The sequence below is a fragment of the Bacillus sp. B-jedd genome, from assembly GCF_000821085.1.
Taxonomy (GTDB): Bacteria; Bacillota; Bacilli; order Bacillales; family Cytobacillaceae; genus Bacillus_D.
In genome coordinates this window covers 2525374-2551446 of sequence record NZ_CCXR01000001.1, presented here as the reverse complement: position 1 = coordinate 2551446, position 26073 = coordinate 2525374, and the positions used below count along the sequence as shown (strand labels likewise).

General features: G+C 46.6%; 27 protein-coding genes and 1 pseudogene. 17 read left to right on the top strand and 11 right to left on the bottom strand.

The window, feature by feature from the left end; genetic code table 11:
* The first annotated feature begins 184 nt into the window (after positions 1–184).
* The 3 genes from mce to BN1002_RS12625 all read left to right on the top strand — a co-directional run bounded on the left by mce (position 185) and on the right by BN1002_RS12625 (position 3349).
* A complete protein-coding gene (gene mce / locus BN1002_RS12635) occupies positions 185–598 on the top strand; it encodes a methylmalonyl-CoA epimerase (protein ID WP_048825378.1) in 414 nt (137 codons plus the stop codon).
* Positions 598–2151 carry an acyl-CoA carboxylase subunit beta gene (locus BN1002_RS12630; RefSeq protein WP_048825377.1) on the top strand — a complete coding sequence of 518 codons (1554 nt, stop codon included), beginning with the start codon at positions 598–600 and terminating at the stop codon, positions 2149–2151. The genes mce and BN1002_RS12630 overlap by 1 nt, the downstream gene beginning before the upstream one ends.
* Before the next feature lie 76 nt (positions 2152–2227).
* The gene (locus BN1002_RS12625) at positions 2228–3349 is read left to right on the top strand and encodes a M20/M25/M40 family metallo-hydrolase (protein ID WP_048825375.1); all 1122 of its coding nucleotides are present in this window, start codon (positions 2228–2230) and stop codon (positions 3347–3349) included.
* 362 nt (positions 3350–3711) lie between these two features.
* On the opposite strand, the gene BN1002_RS12620 is transcribed toward BN1002_RS12625, so the two are convergent.
* Positions 3712–4443, bottom strand: a complete 732-nt coding sequence (locus BN1002_RS12620) for a hypothetical protein (protein ID WP_048825374.1) — start codon at positions 4441–4443, stop codon at positions 3712–3714.
* A 212-nt stretch (positions 4444–4655) separates the two neighbouring features.
* Between BN1002_RS12620 and BN1002_RS12615 the strand changes: the two genes are divergently transcribed.
* Positions 4656–5939: a DNA polymerase IV gene (locus BN1002_RS12615; RefSeq protein ID WP_048825373.1), complete on the top strand. Its 1284-nt coding sequence runs from the start codon at positions 4656–4658 to the stop codon at positions 5937–5939.
* 101 nt (positions 5940–6040) lie between these two features.
* Here the strand turns inward: BN1002_RS12615 and zwf are convergent, their stop codons facing one another.
* Complete coding sequence (gene zwf / locus BN1002_RS12610) at positions 6041–7510, bottom strand: glucose-6-phosphate dehydrogenase (protein WP_048827926.1); 1470 nt, start codon at positions 7508–7510, stop codon at positions 6041–6043.
* Positions 7511–7811: 301 nt separating this feature from the next.
* Between zwf and rnz the strand changes: the two genes are divergently transcribed.
* Positions 7812–8741 (top strand): ribonuclease Z, encoded by a 930-nt coding sequence (gene rnz, locus BN1002_RS12605; RefSeq protein ID WP_048825371.1) that lies wholly within the window; start codon positions 7812–7814, stop codon positions 8739–8741.
* 25 nt (positions 8742–8766) lie between these two features.
* On the opposite strand, the gene BN1002_RS12600 is transcribed toward rnz, so the two are convergent.
* Positions 8767–9045: a hypothetical protein gene (locus tag BN1002_RS12600; protein WP_048825369.1), complete on the bottom strand. Its 279-nt coding sequence runs from the start codon at positions 9043–9045 to the stop codon at positions 8767–8769.
* A 162-nt stretch (positions 9046–9207) separates the two neighbouring features.
* On the opposite strand from BN1002_RS12600, the gene BN1002_RS12595 reads away from it, so the two are divergent.
* On the top strand, positions 9208–9495 hold the full coding sequence (locus BN1002_RS12595; protein ID WP_048825368.1) for a hypothetical protein: 288 nt from the start codon (positions 9208–9210) through the stop codon (positions 9493–9495).
* Between the two features lie 46 nt (positions 9496–9541).
* Here the strand turns inward: BN1002_RS12595 and namA are convergent, their stop codons facing one another.
* Positions 9542–10561, bottom strand: a complete 1020-nt coding sequence (gene namA / locus BN1002_RS12590; protein WP_048825366.1) for an NADPH dehydrogenase NamA — start codon at positions 10559–10561, stop codon at positions 9542–9544.
* A 93-nt stretch (positions 10562–10654) separates the two neighbouring features.
* Positions 10655–11791: a glycosyltransferase family 2 protein gene (locus BN1002_RS12585; RefSeq protein ID WP_048825365.1), complete on the bottom strand. Its 1137-nt coding sequence runs from the start codon at positions 11789–11791 to the stop codon at positions 10655–10657.
* Between the two features lie 196 nt (positions 11792–11987).
* Between BN1002_RS12585 and BN1002_RS12580 the strand changes: the two genes are divergently transcribed.
* From BN1002_RS12580 to BN1002_RS12570, 3 genes are all read left to right on the top strand, one after another.
* Positions 11988–12950, top strand: a complete 963-nt coding sequence (locus BN1002_RS12580; RefSeq protein WP_048825363.1) for an MBL fold metallo-hydrolase — start codon at positions 11988–11990, stop codon at positions 12948–12950.
* Positions 12951–12960: 10 nt separating this feature from the next.
* Positions 12961–13752 carry an SDR family NAD(P)-dependent oxidoreductase gene (locus BN1002_RS12575; RefSeq protein ID WP_048825361.1) on the top strand — a complete coding sequence of 264 codons (792 nt, stop codon included), beginning with the start codon at positions 12961–12963 and terminating at the stop codon, positions 13750–13752.
* A gap of 212 nt (positions 13753–13964) precedes the next feature.
* On the top strand, positions 13965–14852 hold the full coding sequence (locus tag BN1002_RS12570) for a type II toxin-antitoxin system SpoIISA family toxin (protein WP_048825359.1): 888 nt from the start codon (positions 13965–13967) through the stop codon (positions 14850–14852).
* A gap of 575 nt (positions 14853–15427) precedes the next feature.
* On the opposite strand, the gene BN1002_RS12565 is transcribed toward BN1002_RS12570, so the two are convergent.
* Both BN1002_RS12565 and BN1002_RS12560 read right to left on the bottom strand, forming a co-directional pair.
* Positions 15428–16240 (bottom strand): DUF2268 domain-containing putative Zn-dependent protease, encoded by an 813-nt coding sequence (locus BN1002_RS12565; RefSeq protein WP_048825357.1) that lies wholly within the window; start codon positions 16238–16240, stop codon positions 15428–15430.
* Positions 16241–16252: 12 nt separating this feature from the next.
* Entirely contained in the window at positions 16253–17308 is a 1056-nt protein-coding gene (locus tag BN1002_RS12560; RefSeq protein WP_048825356.1) for a DUF2332 domain-containing protein, read from the bottom strand.
* A gap of 566 nt (positions 17309–17874) precedes the next feature.
* Between BN1002_RS12560 and BN1002_RS12550 the strand changes: the two genes are divergently transcribed.
* From BN1002_RS12550 to BN1002_RS12540, 3 genes are read left to right on the top strand one after another with little or no spacing between them, the layout of a single operon-like run.
* Positions 17875–18396: a hypothetical protein gene (locus BN1002_RS12550; RefSeq protein ID WP_048825353.1), complete on the top strand. Its 522-nt coding sequence runs from the start codon at positions 17875–17877 to the stop codon at positions 18394–18396.
* A gap of 17 nt (positions 18397–18413) precedes the next feature.
* Positions 18414–19274 (top strand): ABC transporter permease subunit, encoded by an 861-nt coding sequence (locus tag BN1002_RS12545; RefSeq protein WP_048825352.1) that lies wholly within the window; start codon positions 18414–18416, stop codon positions 19272–19274.
* Positions 19267–20196 (top strand): ABC transporter permease subunit, encoded by a 930-nt coding sequence (locus BN1002_RS12540; protein ID WP_048825350.1) that lies wholly within the window; start codon positions 19267–19269, stop codon positions 20194–20196. Before BN1002_RS12545 ends, BN1002_RS12540 begins: the two co-directional genes overlap by 8 nt.
* Before the next feature lie 59 nt (positions 20197–20255).
* On the opposite strand, the gene BN1002_RS12535 is transcribed toward BN1002_RS12540, so the two are convergent.
* Positions 20256–21146, bottom strand: a complete 891-nt coding sequence (locus tag BN1002_RS12535) for a proline iminopeptidase-family hydrolase (protein ID WP_048825349.1) — start codon at positions 21144–21146, stop codon at positions 20256–20258.
* A gap of 54 nt (positions 21147–21200) precedes the next feature.
* Positions 21201–21392 carry a YqzH family protein gene (locus tag BN1002_RS12530; RefSeq protein ID WP_048827925.1) on the bottom strand — a complete coding sequence of 64 codons (192 nt, stop codon included), beginning with the start codon at positions 21390–21392 and terminating at the stop codon, positions 21201–21203.
* A gap of 175 nt (positions 21393–21567) precedes the next feature.
* Between BN1002_RS12530 and BN1002_RS12525 the strand changes: the two genes are divergently transcribed.
* Entirely contained in the window at positions 21568–22827 is a 1260-nt protein-coding gene (locus BN1002_RS12525) for a Y-family DNA polymerase (RefSeq protein ID WP_048825347.1), read from the top strand.
* Between the two features lie 19 nt (positions 22828–22846).
* Positions 22847–23185, top strand: a complete 339-nt coding sequence (locus BN1002_RS12520; protein ID WP_048825346.1) for a YolD-like family protein — start codon at positions 22847–22849, stop codon at positions 23183–23185.
* A gap of 104 nt (positions 23186–23289) precedes the next feature.
* Here BN1002_RS12520 and BN1002_RS12515 read toward each other — a convergent pair whose 3' ends face one another.
* The gene (locus BN1002_RS12515; protein ID WP_048825344.1) at positions 23290–23841 is read right to left on the bottom strand and encodes a GNAT family N-acetyltransferase; all 552 of its coding nucleotides are present in this window, start codon (positions 23839–23841) and stop codon (positions 23290–23292) included.
* 85 nt (positions 23842–23926) lie between these two features.
* On the opposite strand from BN1002_RS12515, the pseudogene BN1002_RS12510 reads away from it, so the two are divergent.
* The 3 genes and pseudogenes from BN1002_RS12510 to BN1002_RS12505 all read left to right on the top strand — a co-directional run.
* Positions 23927–24481: pseudogene (locus BN1002_RS12510) on the top strand (GNAT family N-acetyltransferase); the annotation flags it as partial.
* A gap of 27 nt (positions 24482–24508) precedes the next feature.
* Complete coding sequence (locus BN1002_RS23325) at positions 24509–24970, top strand: GNAT family N-acetyltransferase (RefSeq protein WP_082036377.1); 462 nt, start codon at positions 24509–24511, stop codon at positions 24968–24970.
* A gap of 1 nt (position 24971) precedes the next feature.
* The gene (locus tag BN1002_RS12505) at positions 24972–25355 is read left to right on the top strand and encodes a hypothetical protein (RefSeq protein WP_048825342.1); all 384 of its coding nucleotides are present in this window, start codon (positions 24972–24974) and stop codon (positions 25353–25355) included.
* 16 nt (positions 25356–25371) lie between these two features.
* On the opposite strand, the gene BN1002_RS12500 is transcribed toward BN1002_RS12505, so the two are convergent.
* Positions 25372–26061, bottom strand: a complete 690-nt coding sequence (locus tag BN1002_RS12500) for a DUF1129 family protein (RefSeq protein ID WP_048825341.1) — start codon at positions 26059–26061, stop codon at positions 25372–25374.
* Between the last annotated feature and the right edge of the window lie 12 nt (positions 26062–26073).

Here is a 26073-nt window from a genome sequence, read left to right as displayed (position 1 = left end):
GCAAGAGTATATATGGGATACTATTATTGTACCCGTAAAATCCCCGGTGGACAACCACTCAAATTAGGAAGGATTTATGACACTTTTGGGAGAATACAATAATTGTCGAATTTTTTGGAGACTAGATGGGAATGAGCGCTGATGGGGACGCGCCATTCAATATCGGAAACAAGGGGTGGAAGAAATGATGAAACGTGTGGACCATATCGGGATTGCTGTGCGATCCCTCGAGAAAGCGCTTCCCTTTTATACAGACATTCTTAAACTACCGCTTCTCGGCATAGAAAAAGTCGACAGCGAGAAAGTGATCGTTGCTTTCCTCGATGCCGGTGGGACAAAGCTGGAATTGCTAGAACCGACATCATCTGAAAGCGCAATCTCGAAATTCATTGAAAAGCGCGGGGAAGGGATCCACCATGTCGCCTTCGGGGTGAACTCCATTCAGGAGCGGATCAACGAAATGAAAGAGAGCGGCATCATAATGCTTCAGGATAAACCGAAACCGGGAGCGGGCGGCGCCCAGGTGGCTTTCATGCACCCTAAATCAACTGGTGGTGTATTATTCGAGCTTTGTGAGAAGAAGGGGATGGACGAGTAATGGCTGACATTTTTGAGAAAATAAATGAATTGTACGACAAGCGTCGTGAAATTGAGCTTGGCGGCGGCGATGAAAGAATAGAACGCCAGCATGCAAAGGGAAAGCTGACTGCCAGGGAGCGCATCAACCTTCTTCTTGATGAGGATTCTTTTATTGAATTGAACCCGTTTATCGAGCATAGGAGCACTGATTTTGGTATGGACCGGCAAAAAGGGCCCGGCGACGGAGTTGTCACCGGCTATGGAAAAATAAATGGCCGCCCGGTATATGTTTTTTCCCAGGATTTCACCGTTTTCGGCGGCGCACTTGGGGAAATGCATGCGAAGAAAATCGCCCATCTTATGGACTTGGCCGCAAACAGCGGCGCTCCTGTGATTGGACTCAATGATTCCGGTGGGGCGAGGATCCAGGAAGGCGTCGTTTCGTTAGACGGATACGGGCAAATTTTTTACCGTAATGCGATTTATTCCGGGGTTGTCCCGCAAATATCAGTTATTATGGGTCCTTGCGCCGGCGGAGCTGTTTATTCGCCGGCGATTACGGATTTTGTATTCATGGTGGACGGAACAAGCCAAATGTTTATTACGGGGCCGAAAGTGATCGAAACGGTGACGGGCGAAAAAATATCAGCGGAAGACCTTGGCGGCGCGAAAGTACATAATTCCATTTCAGGCAATGCCCACTTTATGGGGAAAACAGAGGAGGAGGTCCTTCAATCGGTCAGGAAGCTATTAAGCTATCTTCCTCAAAGTTCAAGGGAAAGGCCGCCCCATGTGGAAACTGAAGATACAGGGAATGACTATCGTCCAGACTTGGTAGACAGCATCCCGTTTGACCCGATCAGGCCATATGATGTTCGGGTAGTCATTGAACAAGTTGTCGATCAAGACAGCTTCATGGAAATCCACCGCGATTTTGCCAAGAACATCGTTGTCGGGCTTGCTAGGATGAAGGGCGACACGGTTGGTCTTGTCTGCAATCAGCCGAAATTCATGGCGGGCGGGCTTGATATCGATTCTTCCGATAAAGCAGCGCGGTTCATCCGATTCTGTGATTCATTCAATATCCCAATCATTACGTTTGAGGATGTGACTGGCTTCTTCCCAGGCGTAAAGCAGGAGCACGGCGGGATCATCCGCCATGGAGCGAAAATCCTGTTCGCCTATTCGGAGGCAACTGTTCCGAAAATGACGGTCATTACGAGAAAGGCTTATGGCGGCGCGTATGTCGCTCTGAACAGCAAATCGATCGGGGCCGATCTTGTCTTTGCCTGGCCGAATGCCGAAATCGCCGTCATGGGGCCACAGGGAGCCGCGAACATCATTTTTGCAAAAGAAATCGCCAACAGCCCGGATCCGGAGAAGGTCCGCCAGCAAAAAATTGAAGAATACAGGGAAAAATTCGCAAATCCTTATGTGGCGGCCGCACGAGGCATGGTCGATGATGTCATTGACCCGCGCGAAACGCGGATCAAGCTTCTTCAGGCACTTGAGATGCTCAGGAACAAGCATGAAACCCGGCCTCCGAAAAAGCATGGAAATATTCCGCTCTGATTTCGCTTTGTTGAAGTGGGCAAACTGGAAAGGTATACTAAAATAGCGAGTACCTATACCAACGGAGGTTTGACAAATGATTAACAGCGAAAGATTGTTGAATGAATTTCTTGAGCTTGTCCAAATCGATTCTGAAACAAGATTTGAAACCGAGATTGCCAAGGTGCTGAAAGAGAAATTCAGCGGGCTAGGCCTGGAAGTTTTCGAAGATGATACCACTTCCATCACCGGCCACGGTGCGGGCAACTTGATTTGCACACTGCCTGCAACGAAAGATGGAGTGGACTCGATTTATTTTACAAGCCATATGGATACCGTTACGCCTGGTAAGGGCATCAAGCCATCCGTAAAGGATGGTTATGTGGTCTCTGACGGAACGACCATTCTTGGAGCGGATGACAAAGCCGGTTTGGCCGCGATGTTCGAAATGATCCGTGTCTTAAAGGAGAAGTCGATTCAGCACGGAGAAATCCAGTTCGTTATTACTGTAGGCGAGGAATCGGGCCTGATGGGCGCCAAAGCGCTTGATCCATTTAAGATAACAGCTAAATTCGGCTACGCGCTCGACAGTGATGGCAAAGTCGGAAATGTCGTTGTTGCCGCTCCGACCCAGGCGCGCATCAATGCAGTCATTTACGGAAAGACAGCCCATGCCGGCGTCGCGCCCGAAAAGGGCGTATCCGCGATTACAATCGCTGCGAAAGCAATCGCGAAAATGCCGCTTGGCCGCATTGATAGTGAGACAACCGCCAATATCGGCCGGTTTGCCGGCGGACAAGCGACCAATATTGTCGCTGACCGCGTGGATATTCTTGCCGAAGCGAGATCGCTCGTTCCTGAAAAGATGGAAGCCCAAGTGGCTAAAATGAAGGAAGCCTTTGAAACAGTTGCCGAACAGATGGGCGGCAGGGCTGAAGTCGATGTGCAAGTCATGTATCCGGGCTTCAAATTTGGTGAAGGCGACCATGTTGTTGAGGTGGCCAGGAAAGCCGCGGCGAAAATTGGCCGCAGCTGTGAGCTTCAGCAAAGCGGCGGGGGAAGCGATGCGAATGTGATTGCCGGGTTTGGCATACCGACCGTCAATCTGGCGGTAGGCTATGAAGAAATCCATACAACGAATGAGCGGATTCCGGTCGAAGAACTCTCGAAGCTCGCTGAAATGGCTGTAGCGATTGTCGAGGAAGTCGCAAACTCGTAAGAGGATTTTACTTAATGAAAAGCTACCCTAAAAATAAGCTTTGTTTAAAACGAACATACATTATAGACAAGACTGCTTATTTTCATTCACTATGGTGCAAATTTTGTTTGCATGGGTGTCTCAGTTAAAAGTGAATGTTGATTTTCAATGAAGTTGATTGGAACGGAGGGGACTGACTCCGGTGGGATTAAGCGGCACGTGGAGACCCCGCAGGCGTCTATGACGCCGAGGAGGCTCCGCGGTCCGCCCCGCGGAAAGCATGTCCCCGGAGTGGAAATCAACAGCCGAGGATAACAAATCCTGATGAAAAGATAAACGATAAAAGGGAACCATGCGGGTTCCCTTTTATAATGGAAGTTAACTTAATCAGTTTGTTCCACTCTTTCAAGTTCAGTTGTTACTGCTGGTTCATTTTCGGAAGCACCCTTCATGTAAAAAGCTTTTTTAATTATCCCGAGGCGGGGAGCCCAATAAGTTTCGGCGAAACTGCCGTCTTCCTCCTTTTGCTCAAGGACAATCACTTTGTCTACTTTTCCGTATGGGACAGTAACAGTTTCATTTATTTTCTTTACAATCCATCCATCAAACTTTTGATTAAGCTTGACTGGATTAGGGAGGATTAATTGTGGTTTAAAGGCTTGCTTGAATGATTCTATTTCAGGCGCATCTTCTGAATAATACTCCGGCTCTTCGTAAACAAGTGAAATTCCTTTTTTATCTAGTTGATAAACCCTTAATATTCTTGTTCCGCCGTTATCAACCACGGTAGCGAGATAATTTCCCTCACGCGTAAAAACGGTTTCCACCTCTCCTGCAAATTCATTCCCTGTTCCTTTGAATGTCTTGGTCTGCTGAGCATCAGGAAAATACTCGTCTGTAGGTATGGAAGCTTGTGGTGGAGCGGAAGAATTATCGGGTTGGGAATCTCCCTTACCGACAGATTTTTGGCCTGTCTCTTTGGCAGGCTGTTTCTCTTGATCTTGCTGCCCTGCCTTATCGGCATCACCTGGTTTTGATTCTTGCTTTTTGCCATTGTCAGAGCTGCAGCTTGTTAAAAGTATGAGTACCGTGAATAAGGCCACTAGTTTCTTCATTTTTGACCTCCAACCTTTCGGTTAATAGTTATTAATTATTTGACGGTTATTTGCCAGCTTTTGTTGCCTTCTCCCAAAGAAATATAATCCACCCTGCTAGTTCACTTATTATCATACTGGGCACCCTTTTTATATTCAAGCAAGTTTGAGAGTCAAATGATAGCTGGTGCGGCAAGCTCCTGTTTGCTAAACTGAATGAGGAGGTGATGGCCATGAAGGAAATGTACCCGAAAAAGGGCAGGGTTATTTTGCATGTAGATATGAACAGTTTTTATGCATCTGTCGAAACGGCGTACGATTCGTCCCTGAAGGGAAAACCTCTGGCCATCGCCGGCAATCCTGAAGAAAGGCGCGGAATCATCGTTACTTGCAGCTATGAGGCGAGAAAGCGCGGCGTGAAAACCACGATGCCTTTATGGGAGGCAAAGAAGCTTTGTCCGGAATTGATTGTCATGCGGCCGAACTTTGACCGTTACCGGACTGCGTCAACAGCGATGTTTGAGATTCTCGCGCAATTTACCGAATTGGTTGAACCTGTATCAATAGATGAAGGGTATATGGATATAACGGAAAGCCATGAATTGGGAAGTCCGCTTGAAATTGCGCGCTCCATTCAGAACCGCATCCTTAATCAACTGGACCTCCCTTGCAGCATTGGAATCGCACCGAATAAATTTCTGGCAAAAACAGCTTCGGATATGAAAAAGCCGATGGGAATAACCGTCCTGAGAAAGCGGGATATACCGTCCATCCTTTGGCCGCGTCCAGTTGGCGATATGCACGGCGTCGGTGGGAAAACTGCCGATAAATTGAAAGGCATCGGAATTGAAACGATTGGCGATCTCGCCGCGGGAAATGAAATCCAGCTTAAAATGGTTCTCGGCATTAACGGGAAAAGGCTGAAGGACCGGGCAAACGGGATTGACTCCCGCCCGGTTGATCCAGATTCGGTTTCCGACTTTAAAAGTGTCGGGAATTCGACAACCTTGCCAAGGGATATTTCCAATCAGCAGGAGCTTTTTAAAGTGCTTGACGGCCTTGCCGATAAGGTGGCAGCGAGGCTGAAGCGTAAAAATGTCGTCGCCAATTCGCTGGCGATCACAATTCGGTATAAGGACCGGAAAAACATCAACCGCGGGCGAAAATTAAGGAATCCGGTCGGCCATAAGGAAGAAATTGCAGAGCTTGCCAAACAGCTCCTTGTCGGCAATTGGAATGGAAATCCGGTCAGGCTTCTTGGAATTACCGGTTCCGACCTGGCCTCTACGGAAGATGCCGTCAAACAACTTGATTTATTTTCCTATGAAAAGGAAGCGAAAAAGGAGCCGCTTTATAAAACCCTCTCTGTTTTAAAGGAGAAATACGGAAAAAACATTATTGCCAATGCCGCGTCAAAAACGAAAACCGATGCCAACAAAGGGACCCAGACAAGCTTTAACAAGGATTTTTTGCGGGGATTCAAGCCTTCCATAAAAGGGGCCGGCGATGAAGAATAAAAGGTAAAATAAATGCCGCCCCAGCTGGGACGGCATTTATTATTTCATGGATAAAGGAGCGGAGGGGGGATTATCATGAATTTTCACGATATCCCTCCGGATTAACACTTCTCTACTTTCAAATCCCTTACACGCCACCAGAAGAAGCCATCTTTCTCAAGAAGCTTTTCGGCAGCTTCCGGACCCCTTGAGCCTGGAGCATAATTCGGGAAACTTTCTTCTTTGTTGCTCTCCCAATAGTCGGAAATCTTGTCCACGAAACTCCAGGAAAGGGCAACTTCATCCCAGTGCGCGAAGTTCGTCGCATCCCCGCGCATGCAATCATAAAGGAGCAGTTCATACGCTTCTGGAGTATTCATTTCATTTACACTCGTATTGGCAAAACTCAACTTTACTTCTGTCGCATCCATTCCCTGGCCTGCTTTCTTGGCGTTCAGGTGAAGCGTGATTCCTTCTTCCGGCTGAATATGGATGACGAGTAGATTTGGGTTCAGCGGTTTGTCCGGCTGATAATAAAGGTTCATCGGGATATCTTTGAACTGGACGACAATTTTCGTCGACTTCGCGCCAAGCCTTTTCCCTGTACGGATATAGAATGGAACTCCCGCCCAGCGAGCATTGTCGATCATCAGCTTCCCGGCTACGTATGTTTCGGTGTTTGAATTTTTATCGACCATCGGCTCGTCCCTGTACGCAGGAACCGGCACACCGTCCATATCTCCGGCACCGTATTGGCCGCGGACAAAGTAATCTGCTACTTCTTCACCTTCAATTGTCCTGAGGGAGCGGAAAACCCGGATTTTTTCCGAACGGATTTCATCTGTTGTCAGCTTGATGGGCGGCTCCATCGCAAGAAGCGCAACCATTTGGAGCATGTGGTTCTGGACCATATCCCTGAGCGCGCCGCTGTTTTCGTAGTAGCGTCCGCGTTCTTCCACCCCGAGCGTTTCACTGGATGTCACTTGTATATTGGAAATATAGCGGTTGTTCCACAGCGGTTCAAACAAGGCATTGGCAAAACGGATAACCTCAATATTCTGCACCATCTGTTTGCCTAGGTAATGGTCTATCCGATAAACTTCCCCTTCATTGAAGGCAGTACGGATTTGTTCATTCAATTCTACCGCGGATTCAAGGTCATGGCCGAACGGCTTTTCAATGACGAGCCGCTTAAAGCCTGAAACATCTGTCAGCCCGTCAGATTTAAGGTGAAGGGCGATCGGACCGAAAAATTCAGGCGCCATCGCCAGATAGAAAATCCTGTTGCCACCAAGTCCGTAACTGTTGTCAAGGTCTTCCGCCATCTTTTTAAGAATTGCATATGACCCAGAGTCTGTCACGTCATGGGAATGATAATAAAAATGGGAGGCGAATTGCTCAATATTGTTTCCGGTCTCTTTTGCTTCAAGAACCGAGTTTTTTACATTTCCCTGAAATTGTTCGTTTGTCAGCGGCCTTCTGGCAACCCCGATGACGGCAAAGCGCTCCGACAGCAGACCTTTTCTAAAGAGCCTGTATAAAGACGGATAAAGCTTGCGGTTCGCAAGGTCCCCGGTCGCACCAAATATCATGATCAGCGAGGTTTGTTCTTTGCTTTTTGCCAAGGAAAAGACTCCTTTACGTAAAAATTGTATCCAGTATATAAAACGTACCTATACAAATATAAAATTTTAGCCGTTTCTCACAGTTTTCGCAAATATTACGCAATAAATGTGGAAAGATGGAAAATCCTGTCGTTTCATTTTTCCAACTTAAGCTTCACATAGAGGCGCGCTGGTCATTATGGTATAGTAGAAAAACAGGATAACGATACGGCCATAATGGGCGGAAAAATACATAGTCTTACTTTTGCAAAAGAAAGAGGTTTTCAAGTTGGAACTATTATTCCTTGGAACAGGAGCGGGTGTTCCCGCTAAGCTTCGAAATGTCACTTCCATTGCGCTGAAGCTCCTTGAAGAAAGAGGAGCCATCTGGCTTTTCGACTGCGGGGAAGCAACCCAGCATCAGATTCTCCATACATCACTAAAGCCGAGGCGGATTGAAAAAATTTTTATTACCCATCTTCACGGGGATCACATATACGGGCTTCCCGGGCTTTTATCCAGCCGCTCATTTCAGGGCGGCGAGTCTGAGGTGGAAGTGATCGGTCCCAAAGGAATCGGCCAGTATATCAAAACAAGCCTGTCCATCAGCGGCTCGTATTTAAAATATCCAATTAAAATCACCGAGCTCGAAGAAGGCGTTGTTTTTGATGATGGGCAATTTCGGGTGGAAGCACTCCTTCTTGACCACGGAATTCCATCCTATGGATACAGGGTAATAGAGGCCGACCGCCAGGGGACGCTGCTTGCAGAAAAATTGGCGGAAGCCGGCATTTCCCCGGGCCCGATTTACAGAAAGATTAAAAACGGCGAAAGGGTCCAGCTTGAGGACGGTACTGTCATCAATCCCGAAAATTTTCTCGGCCCGCGCCAAAAGGGACGGATTGTCACGATTTTAGGGGACACCCGCTATTGTGAAAATGCTATAAAACTCTCGATGGACGCCGATCTATTAGTCCATGAAGCAACCTTCGCGGCAGGGGAGGAAGCCATGGCGCATGAATATTACCACTCGACAACCTCCCAGGCTGCTGAAGTGGCGAAACTGGCGAATGTTAAAAAACTCTGCCTGACCCATATTAGTTCACGCTACGACCGGCAAGCTTCCAAAGAGCTTCTTATGGAAGCAATGGGCTTTTTCGCGGAGACGGAAATGGCGGAGGACTTTAAGGAAATGGATATACCTTTCCAAAGCGAATAGAGAAAGTCGGCCAATCGGCCGGCTTTTAATTTTTCCCCCTGTAAGCCTTCCAGGATGTTTTCAACGCGGCATAACTGCCAATCGCCGCATAACCATAAAACCAGCCCATTAAGAGTCCTGAAAGTATGCTGTTGCGGTGGCTCACTAAAATGGATAGCAGCAAACCCGCAGCAAGGGCAATGGTGGGCACAATTGGTTTCGGGACATTAAAATACAGCTTCAGCAGTTGGGTGATTGCCATTATTAGCGGGACAGCGATGACGACATCCCAAATATTCGTTTGAATAACAGGAAAGTTCTCCATGCTACCCTCCAAATTGCTCTTTTCCTTTAGTGTGGCCAATTTCCTTGCGGTCAAACAATCTAGGCCGCTTTACCTGTTTTTTAGAAAAAATCTGTTTCTGCGGTTTCAAACAAGAAAAAAGGGTAAAAGGGAAAAGTAAAAGACAATCAAGGGGGAACAAACATGGAATTTTTAATTCTCACAGGCATTTTTCTTTTTATCATGGGTTCGCTTGTTTTATTGGTCAGCGGAATCATAACCTTCTTTTTTCCAAAAATACATTTTCTGTACATATTGGCTGGCAGTGCTCTAGTCGGCGTTTTGGTTGGAATGTTTTACAGTTTTGGCGGCTTCACCGTGTTCGCAGTATTGATGAATCTCATGTTGTCAGCAATCGCCATCGGCCTTGGAAAATACGGGCTTTATTTGAAATCAAAAACGGATATTGAACCTGAAAGCCTGCTGAATTAGTAGAAATGGCGCCTCTCTTAACGAGATGGCGCCATTTATTATTTGCTTATTTCCAACCCCGTTCGTATTGCTTCGGCGCTTCGATCTCCACGCGGAGTTCTCTTGCCGCCGTGCGCGGCCAGTATGGGTCACGCAGGAATTCGCGTCCAATCAGGATAAGGTCCGCACGCTCGTTTTGGAGGATTTCTTCGGCTTGGACACCTGATGTGATCAAGCCGACAGCACCGGTCGCAATGCCGGCCCCTTCACGGATTGTTTCGGAGTACTTCACCTGATAGCCTGGATATGGCCAGATCCGCGCCGGAACAACGGCGCCGGAACTGACATCAATCAAATCGACGCCCTGTTCCTTCATCCATTTTGCAAAAGGAACATAATCCTCGGGAGTCATGCCGCCTTCGCTGTAATCGTTAGCCGAAATCCGGACGAACAGCGGGCCGTCCCAGACCGTATTAACAGCCTCAATAATTTCGCGCAGGAACCGGTAACGGTTTTCCGCCGAACCGCCGTATTCATCTGTCCGCTCGTTCGAAAGAGGGGAAAGGAATTCATTAATTAGATAGCCATGGGCCCCGTGCAATTCAATCACATCAAAGCCAGCTTCCTTTGCACGCCGTGCTCCGTTTTTGAATGCTTCGACTGTCTCCTCAATATCGGCCTTCGTCATTTCCTTCGGCGTTTTTGATTTTTCATCAAACGCCAATGCCGATGGAGCAAGAATTTCTCCTTCAAGCACCGCTTTCCTGCCTGCATGGGCGAGCTGAATGCCCATAGCTGATCGATGCTGCTTCACAAGGCCTGTAAGCTCCTTCAAGCCGGCAACATGGTTATCGCTCCAAATCCCAAGATCCTGTGGGGAAATCCTTCCTTGCGGCGTGACGGCAGTTGCCTCGACAATAATCAATCCGGCCTGCCCAACCGCGCGGCTCGTATAATGAGTCCGATGCCAATCCTCGACCATCCCATCCTCATTGTGGCAAGAATACATACACATCGGCGACATCACAATCCTGTTCTTCAACTCCACACCCTTAACCTCAAACGGGCTAAACAACTTCGCCTTCATCCAAAATCCTCCCTTGTGTTGCAGGGGACGGTTCCCCTAATCTTGGTCAAATCAACAAATTTAGTATAGCAAAGCGCATTCTCAATTAAAAAATTACGGCTTGCGCAGTTCCTTCAGGCTGTATTTCGTTCCCCTCCAGATGATGCCGCCACGCCTGAATGTCAGGTAACTCGCCCGGATGATGCTGTAAATGAAAATCGAGGCTGTCAGCGGAAAGGCAGTGAACAAAACAGGGGAAAAACGGGTCATCTTCCGCAACACCAGCATATAGAGCGCGGCGATTCCGATGATATTCCCAAGGCTCAGCAGGAAAACAGTCCGATCCGGCACAAACAGTGTGAAAAACGGCAGCACCTGGGAGACGAATGTACCGGCTATGGCGAAGGCAACCATAGAAAGACGGTAGTGAAGCCCAGCGAACGTGTTCTTTTCAAGTCCGGCCAGCGCTTCCTTTAGGGTGCTGTACCACTCCACTTCCAGAAGAGTAAGCGCACTCACGATCCGCTGCTTCCGTCCGGCACGCTTCATTTTCAAGCCAAGCTGCAAGTCGTCGTCCGGCCTCATCCTGATTGCTTCATGGGTTCCGAAAGATTCGTAACCAGCTTTCGAAACAAGGTTAAAGGCACCGATCCCAATCCCGTTTTTCGATTTTGGATAGTTGGCCGTCCACGGCCGCTTATAATAGGAAAAGCCGAATAGAAAAAACGCCACGAAGGATTTCAGCCAGAACCCTTCTGCCTTCATATTCGGAGCGGCGGTCATGTGGTCAAGGCCGTTCCGTTCGAAGTAGCCAATCGCTTTTGCAAAAGCATCCTCATGGTACTCGACATCCGCATCCGTAAACAATATTCGGTCCCCTTTTGCAGCAAGGTAACCCTGGAACAGGGCATGATTTTTGCCGAGCCAGCCTTCGGGTAAATCTTCAATATGGAGAACCCGGACCCGGGCATCGATCGCCTTCAACTCTTCCATTTTTTCACCGGTCCTGTCTGTGGACCGGTCATTCACAAGCAGCCATTCGACATTGCGGTACGACTGGTTCAGCTGGCTCAGCACACTTTCCTTAATATGCGCTTCCTCATTCCTCGCCGCCACGACAACCGAAAGCAAAGGCCCTTCGAAAAGAGGGGCCTCAATCTCAAGACGGTCAAGCGACCGGAATCCAACCAAAGCATCTATCAAAAACACAACCCAAATCAATAAGCTTAACGACAACAAAAATATCAGCATACAATAATCCCCATCGCCTTTTTTCTTTATTGTACCATTCGGTGAAGCAGGGGAAGGTTCTGCTGCTTCATTTTTGATAATCCCCCAACTATGCGGAAATAATGACAATATGTGGTTAAAGGATTAAACTTAAACGTGGAGCAGCGAATACAAAAGCTGCAACTTTTTCTTAATATAATTTTGCGAGGGAAATGGAATGGCTGAATGGAACAATAATATTGCTAAAATCACGCTCCCAACTCCATTTGCAGTTGGGGATGTCAATGCATATGTCATAAAAGGGGACAGGCTCGCGCTTGTCGATGTGGGACCGAAAACGGAAGAAGCATGGAATTCCTTAACGAAACAGCTGGCAGACCTCAGTCTGGCGCCTGACGATATCGAAATGGTTATCCTCACGCATGACCATCCCGACCATGCGGGGCTATTGGATTATTTCCCGCCATCACTGGATGTTTACGGGCACAGGCTGAATGAGCGGTGGATCAATCGGACAGATGAATTTCTGGCAATGCATGACCGGTTCTACCTCGGGCTGTTTCATGAATTCGGCATTCCCGAGAGCTATCACCGGCTCGCGGGGCAACTCAAAAAATCACTGAAGTTTTCCTGCAATCGATCGCTGACCGGCGAGCTTTCAGAAGGCGATAAACTCCCGGGCTTTGAGGATTGGCTGGTCGTTGAAACGCCAGGCCATGCCCAAAGCCATATATCCCTTTACCGGGAAAAAGATGGGGTGCTGATCGCGGGTGACCATGTGCTTGCCCACATCTCACCAAATCCCTTGCTTGAGCCGCCTGTCCAAGAAGGAGAGGAACGTCCCAGGCCGCAGCTTCAATATAATCATTCGCTGGCAAAACTGCGCGATTACCCGATTGGGCTCGTTTATACCGGGCATGGGTCAGAAGTCAGCAAACTGCCGGAATTGATTGAGCGGCGCCTTACCCGCCAGCATGAAAGGGCGATGAGTATAAAAGGCATGCTTAAAGACGGCCCAAAGACCGTATTCGATTTATGCCGGCAGCTGTTCCCGGCAGCTTACGAACGGGAGATGGGACTGACCTTATCAGAAACGGCCGGACAACTCGATTATTTGCTGTCTCTTGGGGAAGTCGAATTTTCTATTAATGGCAAAACAAAGTACTATCGAAGCAAATGAGGTGGAATAGATGAAAACTTTAGCCGGCAAAAATATCGTCATCACTGGAGCATCGGGCGGCATTGGAGCCGAAATCGCGAAGCTGGCTGCCGCCAAGGGGGCAAACCTAGCACTGCTAGCGAGAAGCCGCGATAAACTCGAAAAACTGAAGGCGGAACTAGAGTCCACCACTAACAGCAAAATACTGATCTACAAACTTGATGTTTCTGAGACCGATAACGTCACCGCTGATTTTGCCCGCATCCACCACGAGCTTGGTGACATCGATGTCCTCGTCAATAACGCCGGATTCGGTATTTTTCGCCTTGCCCACGAGGCGGATATGGAGGAAATCAAGGCAATGTTCGATGTGAACGTCATCGGCCTGATTGCCTGCACTGGTGCTGTTTTACCAAACATGCGGGCCCGCCGTTCCGGACATATCATCAATATTGCCTCCCAGGCAGGCAAAATCGCCACGCCGAAATCGAGTGTTTATTCGGCAACGAAGCATGCCGTGCTCGGCTATACGAACAGTCTCCGGATGGAGCTGTCCGATTACAATGTTCATGTTACGTCCGTGAATCCGGGGCCGATTGCGACGAACTTTTTCAATATTGCTGATGAAAGCGGGACTTATGTGAAGAATGTACAACGCTGGATGCTGAAGCCTGAATATGTCGCCGAAAAGGTTGTCGGCAGCATGCTGAAGCCGGTCCGCGAAATTAATCTGCCCGGCTGGATGAACGCTGGCAGCGTCTTTTACGCGCTGTTCCCGCGGATGTTCGAAAGGCTCGGCAAAAAGGCTTTTAATCAGAAATAGTCGTTGTAAGTGCAAAAAAACAACGCCCATTCGGAAGTGGTAGTTCCGAATGGGCGTTTTTAGACTAGTTTTATACATTTGCAAAAATCCCTATTAGACCTTTCTTTAGCTGAGCTTACTAATTTTCCTGAATTATTACTAGATTAGTAAAGTTCCATATTTTTCTCATAGAGAGATTATGCCATAATATAGGGAGTGAAAGGGGGATTTGAGTGGAAGTAACCTGGTATATGGTCATTATTTTTTTAATACTTTTGGTTGGGATTGCCTTTAGTATATGTATATACATATGGAGCAGGGAATTTTATTTAAAGCATCGAGTGGGTATGCGAAAAATATATTATGGATTAATTGTATTTGTATCCTTTTTATTGTGGGCATTTGGTGCTTTTCCTGATGTTGGTCAAAATCTGCAAAATTTAATTGCTCTTGTTATCAGTGTGATTATTATTGACTTGTTTGTGTTTCAAACACCGGATATTACTAAATTTATGTCAAATGAGTTAAAACAAGAGAATTTGGTGGAAAGTATAAATAAGAATCAAGATACAATTGTCGAGTTGAGCGAGAAACTCATTAAAGTAAATGAAATGATGCCCAAAAGCGAAATAAAGTGGCAGGTGGATGAATTTGAATTTACACCTGAGAAGTATGAAGAATATGTTCTTTCATATTTAAGGAACTTTGGGTCGTCATTTAATCTTGATGTCTACTCCTATCATGTTGAGTCTTCAAGTGACCAAGCTATCTTTAAGGGAAATGTAGAATCTGCATATAAGAAAGTACTAAAAGAGCATGATTTTACTCTTAGAGGAATCGGGATGAGGAATAAACATGCTATCAAGACACTTTTAGATGGCGGGAATATTGAAATTATCGAAAAGGATCGTAACGCTGTGTTATTCCCTTATTATGGAGAATATTATAATTTGCTCTTTGTTGTCAGTTCTAGAAAAGAAAGAGTAGTCACAGGTGCAGATGCCTCCCTTATGTTAAACCTACTATATACATTTGATATGTGGCTGTTGTACAACGAAGATGAATTCTTGCCTGTCGATGACGAAGTTGAAGTCGATGGTGAAGATAGAAATGAAGATTAAAATATGGTATTCTTAAGAGAGATGAAAGGAGTTGTGGAAGAGATGACAGTTGAATCACCTTTAAAAGTTGGACGTAAAGCTCCATCAAAAAGAACTTCCCGACACGGTAGTGTACCTCCTAGAAACCCAAACAAAAGACCAACAACCATTAATCTGGATCGTTCAATTGGACGCATGAAAGCTGATGCCAGGGAAGCAATTAGGCGAGCTGCTGAATAAAATAAATGAAAGAGAAGGGGGTACAAATCCCTTCTCTTTTTTTATATATTTCCCCTTAAAGTCGCATAGAATATACAAACAAGCGGAAAAAGGGTGTGTTTTAGTATGAAGACCAATAAAAACGCATCACCGCCGCGGAATCCAAACAAACGGCCTTGCGTTGCAAGGAATATTACCTTTCCAGTTCAAAAGGAAAATGACGACTTGCTCCGTTTGTTGTCTAAAAGACCGCGGTTTATGGATCGGATTAAGAATATTTTATTGAAGGGTTAATTTATTGAAGCTTTTAACCAGAAATAAAATACTGTGAAGCCATTAAAAAACCGCCCAATCGAAATCGGGCGGTTTTCCAACTTCTAAATAGCTTTTTCGTAGTTCTTTATCAACGCGGACGGCTCTACATCAAACAGGTCCCTAAATTCGCAAACAGGATTTGCTTTTACATATTCCGAAACAAGCTTCAGCGCAAAAGAGTACCCGGCGAAAAAAGGAATTCCTTTATCCGGATTGCCGAAGCAAAGCGGGCTTTTGACCGCATCGTCGGCCGTTTTTAAGAAGCCTTTGCATTTTTGCCAGTATCGTTGCTCTTCTTCTCCTTCAAGATTGCCTTTCCACCAGCGGTTATCTGGATAGAGCGAGAGGCTGAAATACTCGGCCGTGCCCTCCATCTTGTACCATTCCTCCAACGTAAAGACATCGAGGGTCAGCCGATAAATCGGATTTTCAGGGCAGGCATGGTGAAGCTCGTGTGCCAGCATATACTGCAAAAATTCCCTGTCCGGTTGAGGGGGAACCGCCAGGACAATATTCCCTGATCCGTTCGTAAATGCATTCGTCCAAATGGATGAATCGAATTGGCGGAACCAGCGGAAGGGAAGGGCGGGTACGACCGTAATCCTGATTTTATCGAAAGCGAAATAATTACCGACTTTTCTTACTGTGTTTTCTATTATTTGTTCAATCTGCTTTTCATCCCATTCATATTGCAAAAGCTCAGCCTCATTCATGTCCATGAACTTGTCCAACTGGAATCGCTGGGCAAGCTGTTGCCAACTGGTCATCCACGTCTGCTCGTCCACATGCGGGCTCAAACACTCTTGAAAAAGTTCCTCAAATCGCTCGTGGTGCTTAAGAAACTCTTTCGGCCCTAATTGCCTGATTTCTAGCAAAACCTTTCCCCCTTATGGCGTATTCGTTTCCACTTCATCTTCCAACTTCCACTCAAACCATCTGCCGTGGCCATCCGTCATGGCAACTAGCTTGTGACTTTTACGCCCATCCACAAATGAATCCAAATGCAGGTCCCGGTCCTCCATATTGTTATACAGATGAAAAATGTCCTGTGTCCCGGCAATTTGCTCAATTGTTCCCAGCAGCTTCTGTTTCATTTCGGCTGACATTTGATTGGCGACATGGGTGTGAAAAACGACGATTACCGAATCTTTGGGCACTTGGTCGGCAATCTCCTTCAACAGCGCAATTCCATCCCCCTCGCTAAAGGTGATTTTCCCGCGGTTTTCTTCCATACAGCGTACGGTCGCATCGAACAATCTCCTTCTGTCATGATGCTCGGGCCAGATGAGGGCTTTCATCCACAAGGCGTCCTCGTCGTTTGTCACATCATTAATGTGCAAATCAAGGCCATAACGGACAGTGACAGATGGAATTTCCGAATTAAATACCGGCCTGAGGATTCCTTTTTGTTCGGAGTGGATTTTTACTTCGGAACTCTCCTGTCCATAAACCATTCCGTCTCCATAGTGGTATTCATAATGATCCCAAAGGAGCTGGAATCCGGCGCTCGTGCCGATTTCAATGAGGGCAAGCGGCCTTTTAGCCTGTTCGTGAATGTATGTAAAAGTAGGGAACAAATAGGCGCAGCGTCTCACTTCATTTGTCTGCACTAATTTGTTTTCTAGGATTTCAATAATATTCGCCCGATTCCCCATGCAAAAACTTTTGAATGAGGGGAATGATTTTTCAGAAGGGAGTGGTTCATCCGTCAAGCTTGCATAATAATCCTTCAATGGATGATTTGATCCTTTCAAAAGCAGATAGTGGATTGCGCCGAACAACAAATTTGGCATCGGCTGGCCTTGCCGCGCATGCGATGCTAACTCCAGTATTTCCGGATCATCGGCTATTTCCCCGGAGAGATGGTCATATAATTCGCTTGAACCCTTGCATTCCTTTTCAGCAAACGCCATAAAACGATTGGATAAACGGTCAAAGTTCATTTTATTTCCTCTCCTCGTGGAAAAATTATCCTTTTTTTAAAGGGTTTTTACAAATTTTAACGAATTATTGAAGATGGAGGAAGATTATTTAGTTTAGTTGGGGTTGTTTTAGAAAAAACGCATTTGCAGATTTCTGAGGTGAAACTCCCTTGGTATCAAGTTACTTTAGAGAGCGAGTCGATCGAATTTGATGGATGTATTTCTGAGTGCCGCTTTGTTACTGGTCTATATGCACGGGATGAATTGGTTATTTAACAAGATAACAATGACGATGAAAGCGAATACTTCGGATTTTGTGTTGCAGTTCCTCCCAGGTTGGCTATCCGTTTTTCTGACTTCCATGCTGATGATATTTTCTGTTAAAACCTTCATTTCTAGTGGAGTTAGATATCTCTATTTTATTTTATACACATCTTTAGCCATTTTTTCTATTCTTCTAATCATGTATTTCTTCATCAGGCCTATCAATAAGTCTCTTTACCTCAAGGTTATAAACACTATTAAAAAAAGATGATATAGAATAACTTTTTTCAGGATTACTTTTACAAAATCAGGGAGGGATCGTATTGCGTTTCATTATAACAGTAATTGCAGTTGTTTTGGGATTATTAGGATGCTCAATTGAGACCGAAAAGGAATTCAAAGGAAAAAAGCTTACCGAAAAGGAAGCTTTGAAAAGAGAGGAAGTAGTCGTTTACCATAAAAGCAATGATTTTAATCAAATTGTCTCCGGGGAGATGGAGTACAAAAACTTTACGAAGCTGCTTTATTTTGTAAATGATGTGCAAGCAGGCAAAAAAGGAGCCCTTACCATCACCATTGTAAATAAAAATGGTGATACAGAAGCAACAAACTCACTAAAGTCTGATGGAGAAAAGGTTGAGTTTGTAAATGAGTATGAAGGCTACCATAGCCCAAAAGGGAAATTCACCTGCGAGATATTGCTTATTTCACATGAAGGTCCTTTCACACAAGGAAAACCATCCTTAGATGGAATGGATTGTAAAGATGAAGAGGGAAAGGACTATCGTTTGGTTCTGGTCCAGCCTTTAACCCGGCAGGCATTGGAATCGGGCGGCCAGGAGTAACGGTCAGGAGTGAAGTGATGTTTAAAAGAGTTGTGAAACTATTGATTGTTCTCTTGTTAATTCTTGTCATAGCGAGCTTTCCTGATGCACTGGAGCCAAGAAGTGGAAATATCATCGTTTTAAAGCCGTATGTTTTCCCTGATAACATTCAGGCGTTTTTCAAAAACCTTTCGGACGGCTCACTCGGTACTTACAAGACTGGCAGCCAGCATAGAAGCATCGCAGCCGATATCGGTGACAACGTCCTGACCAGTTTTCTTCTCATGTTTACAAGCATGCTTGTGAGCGTAGCCACATCGTTGCTCGTTGGGGCGTTTTTTCCTCGCAGCCGGATTTCCAAGGCAGTTTATGCGATATTTGGCTTCCTATCAGCCATACCGCAGTTTATTCTAATCATCTTGCTGATTTTTGGCGGTGTTTCCATCTACAAACTGACAGGCTACCGGGTAATCACACTATCGATGGATAAAAAGTTTGCAGACTTTCTTTTCCCAGTATTCATTTTATCTATCGTATCCACTTCGTATTTATTGAAGCTGACGGCTGCAAAATATAATCATATAGGCTCTGAAGATTATGTTCGCACAGGCTTATCCAAAGGTCTTTCAAAACCTTATTTAAATCTGCACCACATCTTTAAAAATCTGCGTCCTTATTTTGTTGCTGACCTTAAAAAAACCCTTTCTTTGACAGCGGGAAGCTTATTCATTGTAGAATACTTGTTCAATATTCTCGGAGTGACCCGGTTTATTTTTGCCGACTATCAGTTTGCAGCAGTGGCTGTAGGTTTCTTGTCTATTGTCCTCATCACCATGGTTGTTTACTACTCCATTCTTTTGCTATTATTTCTCTTTGAAAAAGGTTTTGTTTATGAATAAAAAGTACAATCTGCCTTTTATTGCCGGAATCGTCAGTTTTCTGTTTTTGTTTCTGATTTCTGTTTGCGGGCCCTGGGTGGCTGCCAACTTCCTGACAGAAAAATTGGAAGTGGGAAGCATCCTTGTGGATGGAGAATATGTGCTGAGGGCTCCGCCGCTGAGCCCGTTCGAGTACAAGGATCATTTGCTGGGGACTGATCGATGGGGCCATGACATTCTTTTAAAAATGCTGAACGGGGCAAGGTATACATTTTTTGTCTCCCTGACAATCGCTGGACTTCGGACGCTGTTGGGAGGCCTTGCCGGCTTGTATTTAGGAATGAGGAATTCTGTACCGGCATGGTGGCTTGCTATTGAGGATGCGTCAAGCTATTTACCGGCATTTCTCGTCGTTTATTTTATCTTGCTGCCTCTTAGCATGAATTCGCCGCTTACCATCGGTTATTTGGTCATCCTTCTCATCCTGCTTGTAACGGGGTTGGGGATACCGCCAGCCGCTTCATCGATCAGAAAAAAAACGAATGAAATTAAAAAAATGGACTTCATAGAGGCATCCAAATCTCTAGGTGCCCGCAAAGGTAGAATTCTGTTCAAACATATCATCCCGCAGTTAAGGGATCCTATCGTTGTTTTATTTTTGACCGAAGTTGTTTCGGTTTTGACTTTGCTTGGTATCCTGGGTCTTTTCAACCTTTTTGTCGGCGGGACAGCGGTCCAGTATGATGAAGACGTCATTTTTCTATCCATCACGGACGATTGGGCGGGGCTAACCGGCCAGGCAAGAAGCAACCTTCAGTACAATAGATGGATTTTATTTATACCGTTGACTGGCATGCTGTTTATGATCAGCTCCTTCAGCCTGCTGGCGAGAGGCTGGAAACAGCGGATTGAAAGTGGATATAAAAGAGCTCCATGGATATAGGACCCAATTATATTATAGGCAGCATTTAAAAGAGTACCGGATTGCCGGTACTCTTCGTTTTATTTTCCTGCCAGTTCCGCTTCTTCAAGAAACTCGGCCACGGTTTCCCTATACTCCTCCGGCTGTTCGCGGTAAGGGGAGTGCGCGCTTTTTTCAAAAATCTGCAGCTTCGCGCCCGGCACAAGGCTGCTGAAATAACCAGTCGATTCCGGTGTCGCTTCATCATAGCGGCCGCACAGGAAGAGAGAAGGGACTTCGATTTCATGAAGCCTTGGCGTGCAGTCGAATTCCTTTAGGTTGCCGGTCACGCAAAACTCGGACGGTCCCCACATCGTGTTGTACACTTCGTGGTTGCCAAGCTTTGATGTTGCTTCTTTTTCCTCGGCGCTTATCTCGATTCGGCAGACAAAATTTTTCGCGAACACCTGCATCGCCTGCTTGTATTCCTCGGAGTCCGTTGACCCGTCGGCTTCGCAGCGTGCGATCGCTTCCTGTGTTTCCTCAGGCAGCTGCTTCAAAAGACGCTCCTGGTCTTTTGCCCAGCGGGGCGCGCTCAGGCACGGGCTTGAGAAAATCGCGCTTTTCACACCGGCCGGCTTTGTCAGCAAATAGGCGGCCAGCAATGTCGTTCCCCACGAATGACCAAGAATATGTACTTCATCAAGTTCCAACCGCTCGCGTACCTGTCCAAGCTCTTCCACATAACGGTCCAAATTCCATAGCGCTTTATCGGTCGGGCCCTGCGATCGCCCCGCGCCAAGTTGATCATAATAGACAACCGTCCGTCCGCTCAGTCCCTCCGCAAGCTTGTCGAGCCGCTGTAAAGGATAGCACGAAGCACCCGGCCCTCCATGCAAAACAAGCAATGGAGCGGTATCGGCCGCGCCTTTCGCTTTTCTGTACCACACCTTGCCCCACGTGACCTCGATAAAACCTTCTTCGATGCTCAAAATTTTCTCCCCCTATGTATAAATTATCGTATTCTCCACAGCTTACCTGTTTGCTCAGCCTGTCAAAAATTCATACACAACATCATTAATGATATCATGCAGATACGCCTCTGGTTCTGATTCTTTCAGCCTATATACCTGCGTGCAAATTTCCTTTACATCGCTTTCGCCGAGAGGCTGAAGTTCCTCGCCATAATATTGCTTCAGGCAGTTGGCAATCATTTTTCTTACCAGTTTCTCTTCCACAAAAAGCACCTCAACCCCATTATATCTCTATTATTCGGCAGTTTGAAATGGAAGCAGACCCTTTTTTTATAGAACCTGTCGTAAAATTTCCATTGAATACGAACGCATATTCGCTTAAGATATGGGTATAATGATACGGAACAAACGTTCTTATTTTGGAAGGGTGACGAGGGCCATGGTCGATTACAGCGCAATGCCGCGGCATAAAATACTGTGTGTCGATATGAAAAGTTTCTATGCAAGCTGCGCCGCGGTTATCGAGGGCCTTGATCCGCTCGGCTGCTACCTGGCTGTCGTCGGTGACACTAATCGTGAAGGAAGTGTCGTCCTCGCCGCCTCTCCGCTTTTGAAAAAAGAATTCGGCATTAAGACAGGCTCACGGAAATTTGAAATTCCAAACGACCCAAAAATCCATGTAGTTGAACCAAAGATGGGCTTATTCCTGAGGATTTCCACCGAAATCAGCCGTGTTTTCCACCGCTACGTCCCGAAAGAAGCCATCCATACATACAGTGTCGATGAAAGTTTCATTAAAGTGGACGGGGCGGTAAACCTGTGGGGGGATGCGCACACAATCGCGAAAAAAATCAGGGATGACATTGAACGCGAATTCCAGCTTCCTTGCGCGATCGGTATCGGCCCGAACATGCTCCTCGCCAAGCTTTGCCTTGACCTCGACGCCAAGAAGCAAGGAATTGCCGAATGGACGTATGAAGATGTCCAGAGAAGGCTTTGGCAGGTTTCGCCGCTCCGGGAAATGTGGGGAATCGGCCGCAGGGTCGAAAAAACACTGAACGGAATGGGGATTTTCACGGTCGGCCAGCTTGCCCGCTATGACCTTGAAAAGCTTGAAAAGAAGTTCGGGATCATGGGCAATCAGCTTTATTACCATGCCTGGGGAGTCGACCTTTCTGAAATGGGCGCGCCAATCATCGAAGGCCAGATCAGTTTTGGCAAAAGCCAGATTCTCCTCAGGGATTATAAAGATGAAGAGGAGGTAAAGCATGTCATGCTGGAAATGTGCGAGGAGGTGGCGCGAAGGGCGCGGACGCACCGGAAAGCGGGGAGGACGATCACGCTCGGAATCGGCTACAGCCAGGATGAATTCGGCGGCGGCTTCCACCGGGCGAAAACGATTTTCGAGCCAACCAATGTGACGATGGATATTTACCGTGTCTGCCTTGAGCTGTTCCGCCAGCATTACACCGGCAAAACAGTCCGGCAGATTTCCATCTCGCTCGGGAATATTGTCGATGACGTCGAATTGCAGATGAGCCTTTTTGATATGGGGGCGGGGAAGAGAAGGGACCTCGGCTATGTGGTCGACCGGATCCGCAGCCGGTATGGCTCAGGCTCGCTGCTCCGGGCTGTTTCGTATACTACAGCAGGAACCGCCAGGCACCGCGCGTCGCTGCTCGGCGGACATAAAAAGTAACGGAAAAGAGGGGAAAACAGTGATTCGGGACCGCGGCAGAATAAAATGGACCTCCATGATGCTTCCGGAGCACGTCAAGATGCTTCGTGATTGGGTGAAGGAGGATTCCTACGAACAGAGGAAAGAACTTGATGAACAACAGCTCGAAGCAATGAACGAAACCCTTGCCGAAGCAATGGAGTTCAACCAGACGGTGGTGATTACCTACTACCGCAGCCACAATTATGAACTTTGCATCGGAAATGTCCACTATTGGGACGAACTCACACACAAGCTCCACATTGTCGACTCCTCGGGCAACGCCCAACTAATCCCGATTAACACCATCGCCGACATTAAATTGGCTCCGGACAAATAACCCGCCGCCATCAGGCAAAAAGACAAGCAGGTTCGAGGCAGAACCTGCTGTTGCAGATGATTTTCCGCTAACCTTTTACAGGTCAGCCAATTTGCAGACGCTATCTAAAACGTTTCTTTTATCGCTTCGTATTCCCTATCCAAAATGCTCATCATGACATCCGTCTCAAATCGGCCTTCGATCAGGGCGCCTTCCCGCTCTTTCCCTTCGATCATAAATCCGCATTTCTGATAACAGGCAATCGCCCGGTGGTTATACTCTAAAACCTTTAAATCGACCCGATGAAGATTCAACACCTCAAAGGCATACTGAAGAACAAGCCGGGTAATTTCGGTTCCGAGGCCGATTCCCCAAACAGACGAGTCAAATAAGCCGACTGCATAGCGGGCGCGGCAATCAGCTTCATTTACGGTCAAACGAGCCTGGCCGACGCAGCGGCCTTCGTATTCGACACACCATTCCAGTTTATTGCGCAGAATATTGTCAATGAAGTTTTTGGCTTCGTCCATTGTGATGGGCTTCAAATTGCGGGTATCTCCTCCATACATTCGGACAAGCTCCGCATTCCGACCGCACTTAAAGAAATCAAGCGCATCAGACTCAATGGGTTTCCTTAACAACACACTTTCCCCTTGGATAGTTGGAGATTGATTCATGGCATATACCTCTTTTCAAAAAACGCTTGTATTTTGAGAAAACTCTGATAGGATAATTTTAACAAAAAGTAGTGGGGGCGCCTATATGAAAATAGAAGAGATATACGGTGATTTGCCTACTCTGGAAACAGACAGGCTGATTTTGCGAAAAATGACGATGGAAGATGCCGAAGATCTATTTGCCTATGGATCAAATGAGGAAGCGGCGAAATACGTGACGTGGGATGTGCATAAAACGATTGAGGACTCCCGCAATTTCATCGATTTCGTCTTGAACCAGTATGAAAACAAAAAGGTAGCCCCATGGGCAATCGAATATAAAGAGAACGGCCGGATGATTGGCACAATCGACTTTGTCTGGTGGCAGCCAAGGCACAATAGCGCGGAAATCGGGTATGTCATCGCCCCGGCATATTGGGGACGGGGTATCGCGACAGAAGCGGCTTTGGCCATCATCGCATTCGGGTTTAAGAATATGGACCTTGTCCGGATCCAGGCAAAATGCTTCGTGGACAACATTGGCTCGGCCCGCGTCATGGAAAAGGCGGGGATGTCATTCGAAGGCATTAACCGGAAGGCCATGTATATAAAAGGAAAACACCATGATTTGAAGACGTATTCGATCCTAAAGGAAGAGTTTATTCTTTTGCAAAAAAGGAAGGTAAAGATGGAGATAAGACAGATTGATATTACGGACAAGGAAACAGCGCGTGAAGTACTGGGAATCCAGCTGCCATCCTATAAAGTCGAGGCGGCCCTTATAGATTTTTACGGCATTCCACCGTTGAAGGATACGGTCGAGACATTAATGGAGTGCGGGGAAACATTCCTGGGGTACTATGAAAATGGCATTCTATGCGGAGCAATATCATTCAAAGCAGAAAATGGAGTGGTCGATATCCACAGGCTGATGGTCCATCCTAATCATTTCCGGAAAGGGATAGCCCGAAGACTTCTGCGGGAAGTAGAAAAAGCCACAGAGAGCGCCGCAGCGATGATTGTCTCAACAGGCTCGAAAAATTCGCCGGCAATCCGATTCTATGAAACAAATGGATTCAGGAAGGCCGGAGAAGAAAGGCTTGCCGAAGGCGTTTCGATCACGCATTTTGAAAAACGAAAGGGGAATTGAGATGGGAGCATGGGGAACCAAGCTGTGGGAAGATGACTTGTCCTGTGATATTCAGGATGAGTGGAATGATTTTCTTGATGATGGCCTAAGTCCGAAAAAGGCTACCCGTCTCATCGAGGAGAGCTGGCTGCAGGAGTTAACAGATGGAGTGGAGGATGAAGATGGGCGGGCGGATGTGGCCCTGCTGTATATTTCGCTCGCCGCCTTGCAGATGAGGCATCAAGCATTGACAAGAAAGACAAGGCAAAAGGCGCTTTTCTGGCTCGAAAAAGGCGCGGACCTTCATTTGTGGGAGGAAGGGGATGAAGCGGATTACCTTGAGCGGAAAAGAGTGCTGGAAGAGTTTAAAGAAAAACTGATGAATGCAAAAGCCCGATTTTTTTAACAGCGAAAGCCACCGATCAAACGGCGGCTTTCGTCGTAAAGCGCTTATTTTGCAGAAAGCGGGAAGTTCCCCATGCCAGCAGGCCTACTCCGACTGATACATACCAGTGGAAAAGGATGGCTGGGCCGACCTCTGGGAGAAGAACCGTGGCCCCGATGACAATAGCCATAATCCCTGCTGCCGCGGCGCCGACTTTGACCATATTTTTCTTATCGTTCTTTTCTTCGGTAAAAAGTGTTTTCTCAATGCTTGTAAAAATAACCCGGATAACGAAAAAAGTTCCTAAAGCAATCAAAAGAAAAATCACTCCAGCCTTTAACGGATAAACAATGTTCTCCTTTTTGCTGAAGAAAGAGAGGATGAAAGAAAGAATTCCATTGGCCAGAAAAAAGTAACTCAGCAATTGCAGGCCAAGTCCGGAAATGAAAGAAACTGCATTTTTCCTGTTTTCTTTCGGAATATCTGCAATCAGCTCGTCGGCAAACTTTTTCGGGTCATCGCCGAACAGGACGCTGGCGGGCTTTCCTTGCTTTTGTGCCTCAATCAAATGGTCAAGGATTTCCATCAGCACCTCCTCGGACTGCTGCTCCGAAAGCGTGAGCTGAAGCCTAATGTACACCATGAAGTCGGAATAGACTTTTTCATTTTCCTTTGTAAGTTCCTTGCGTTTTTGGTTATTCAGTTCAATCAGTTGTTTAGCTTCCATTGTCTAAGCCAC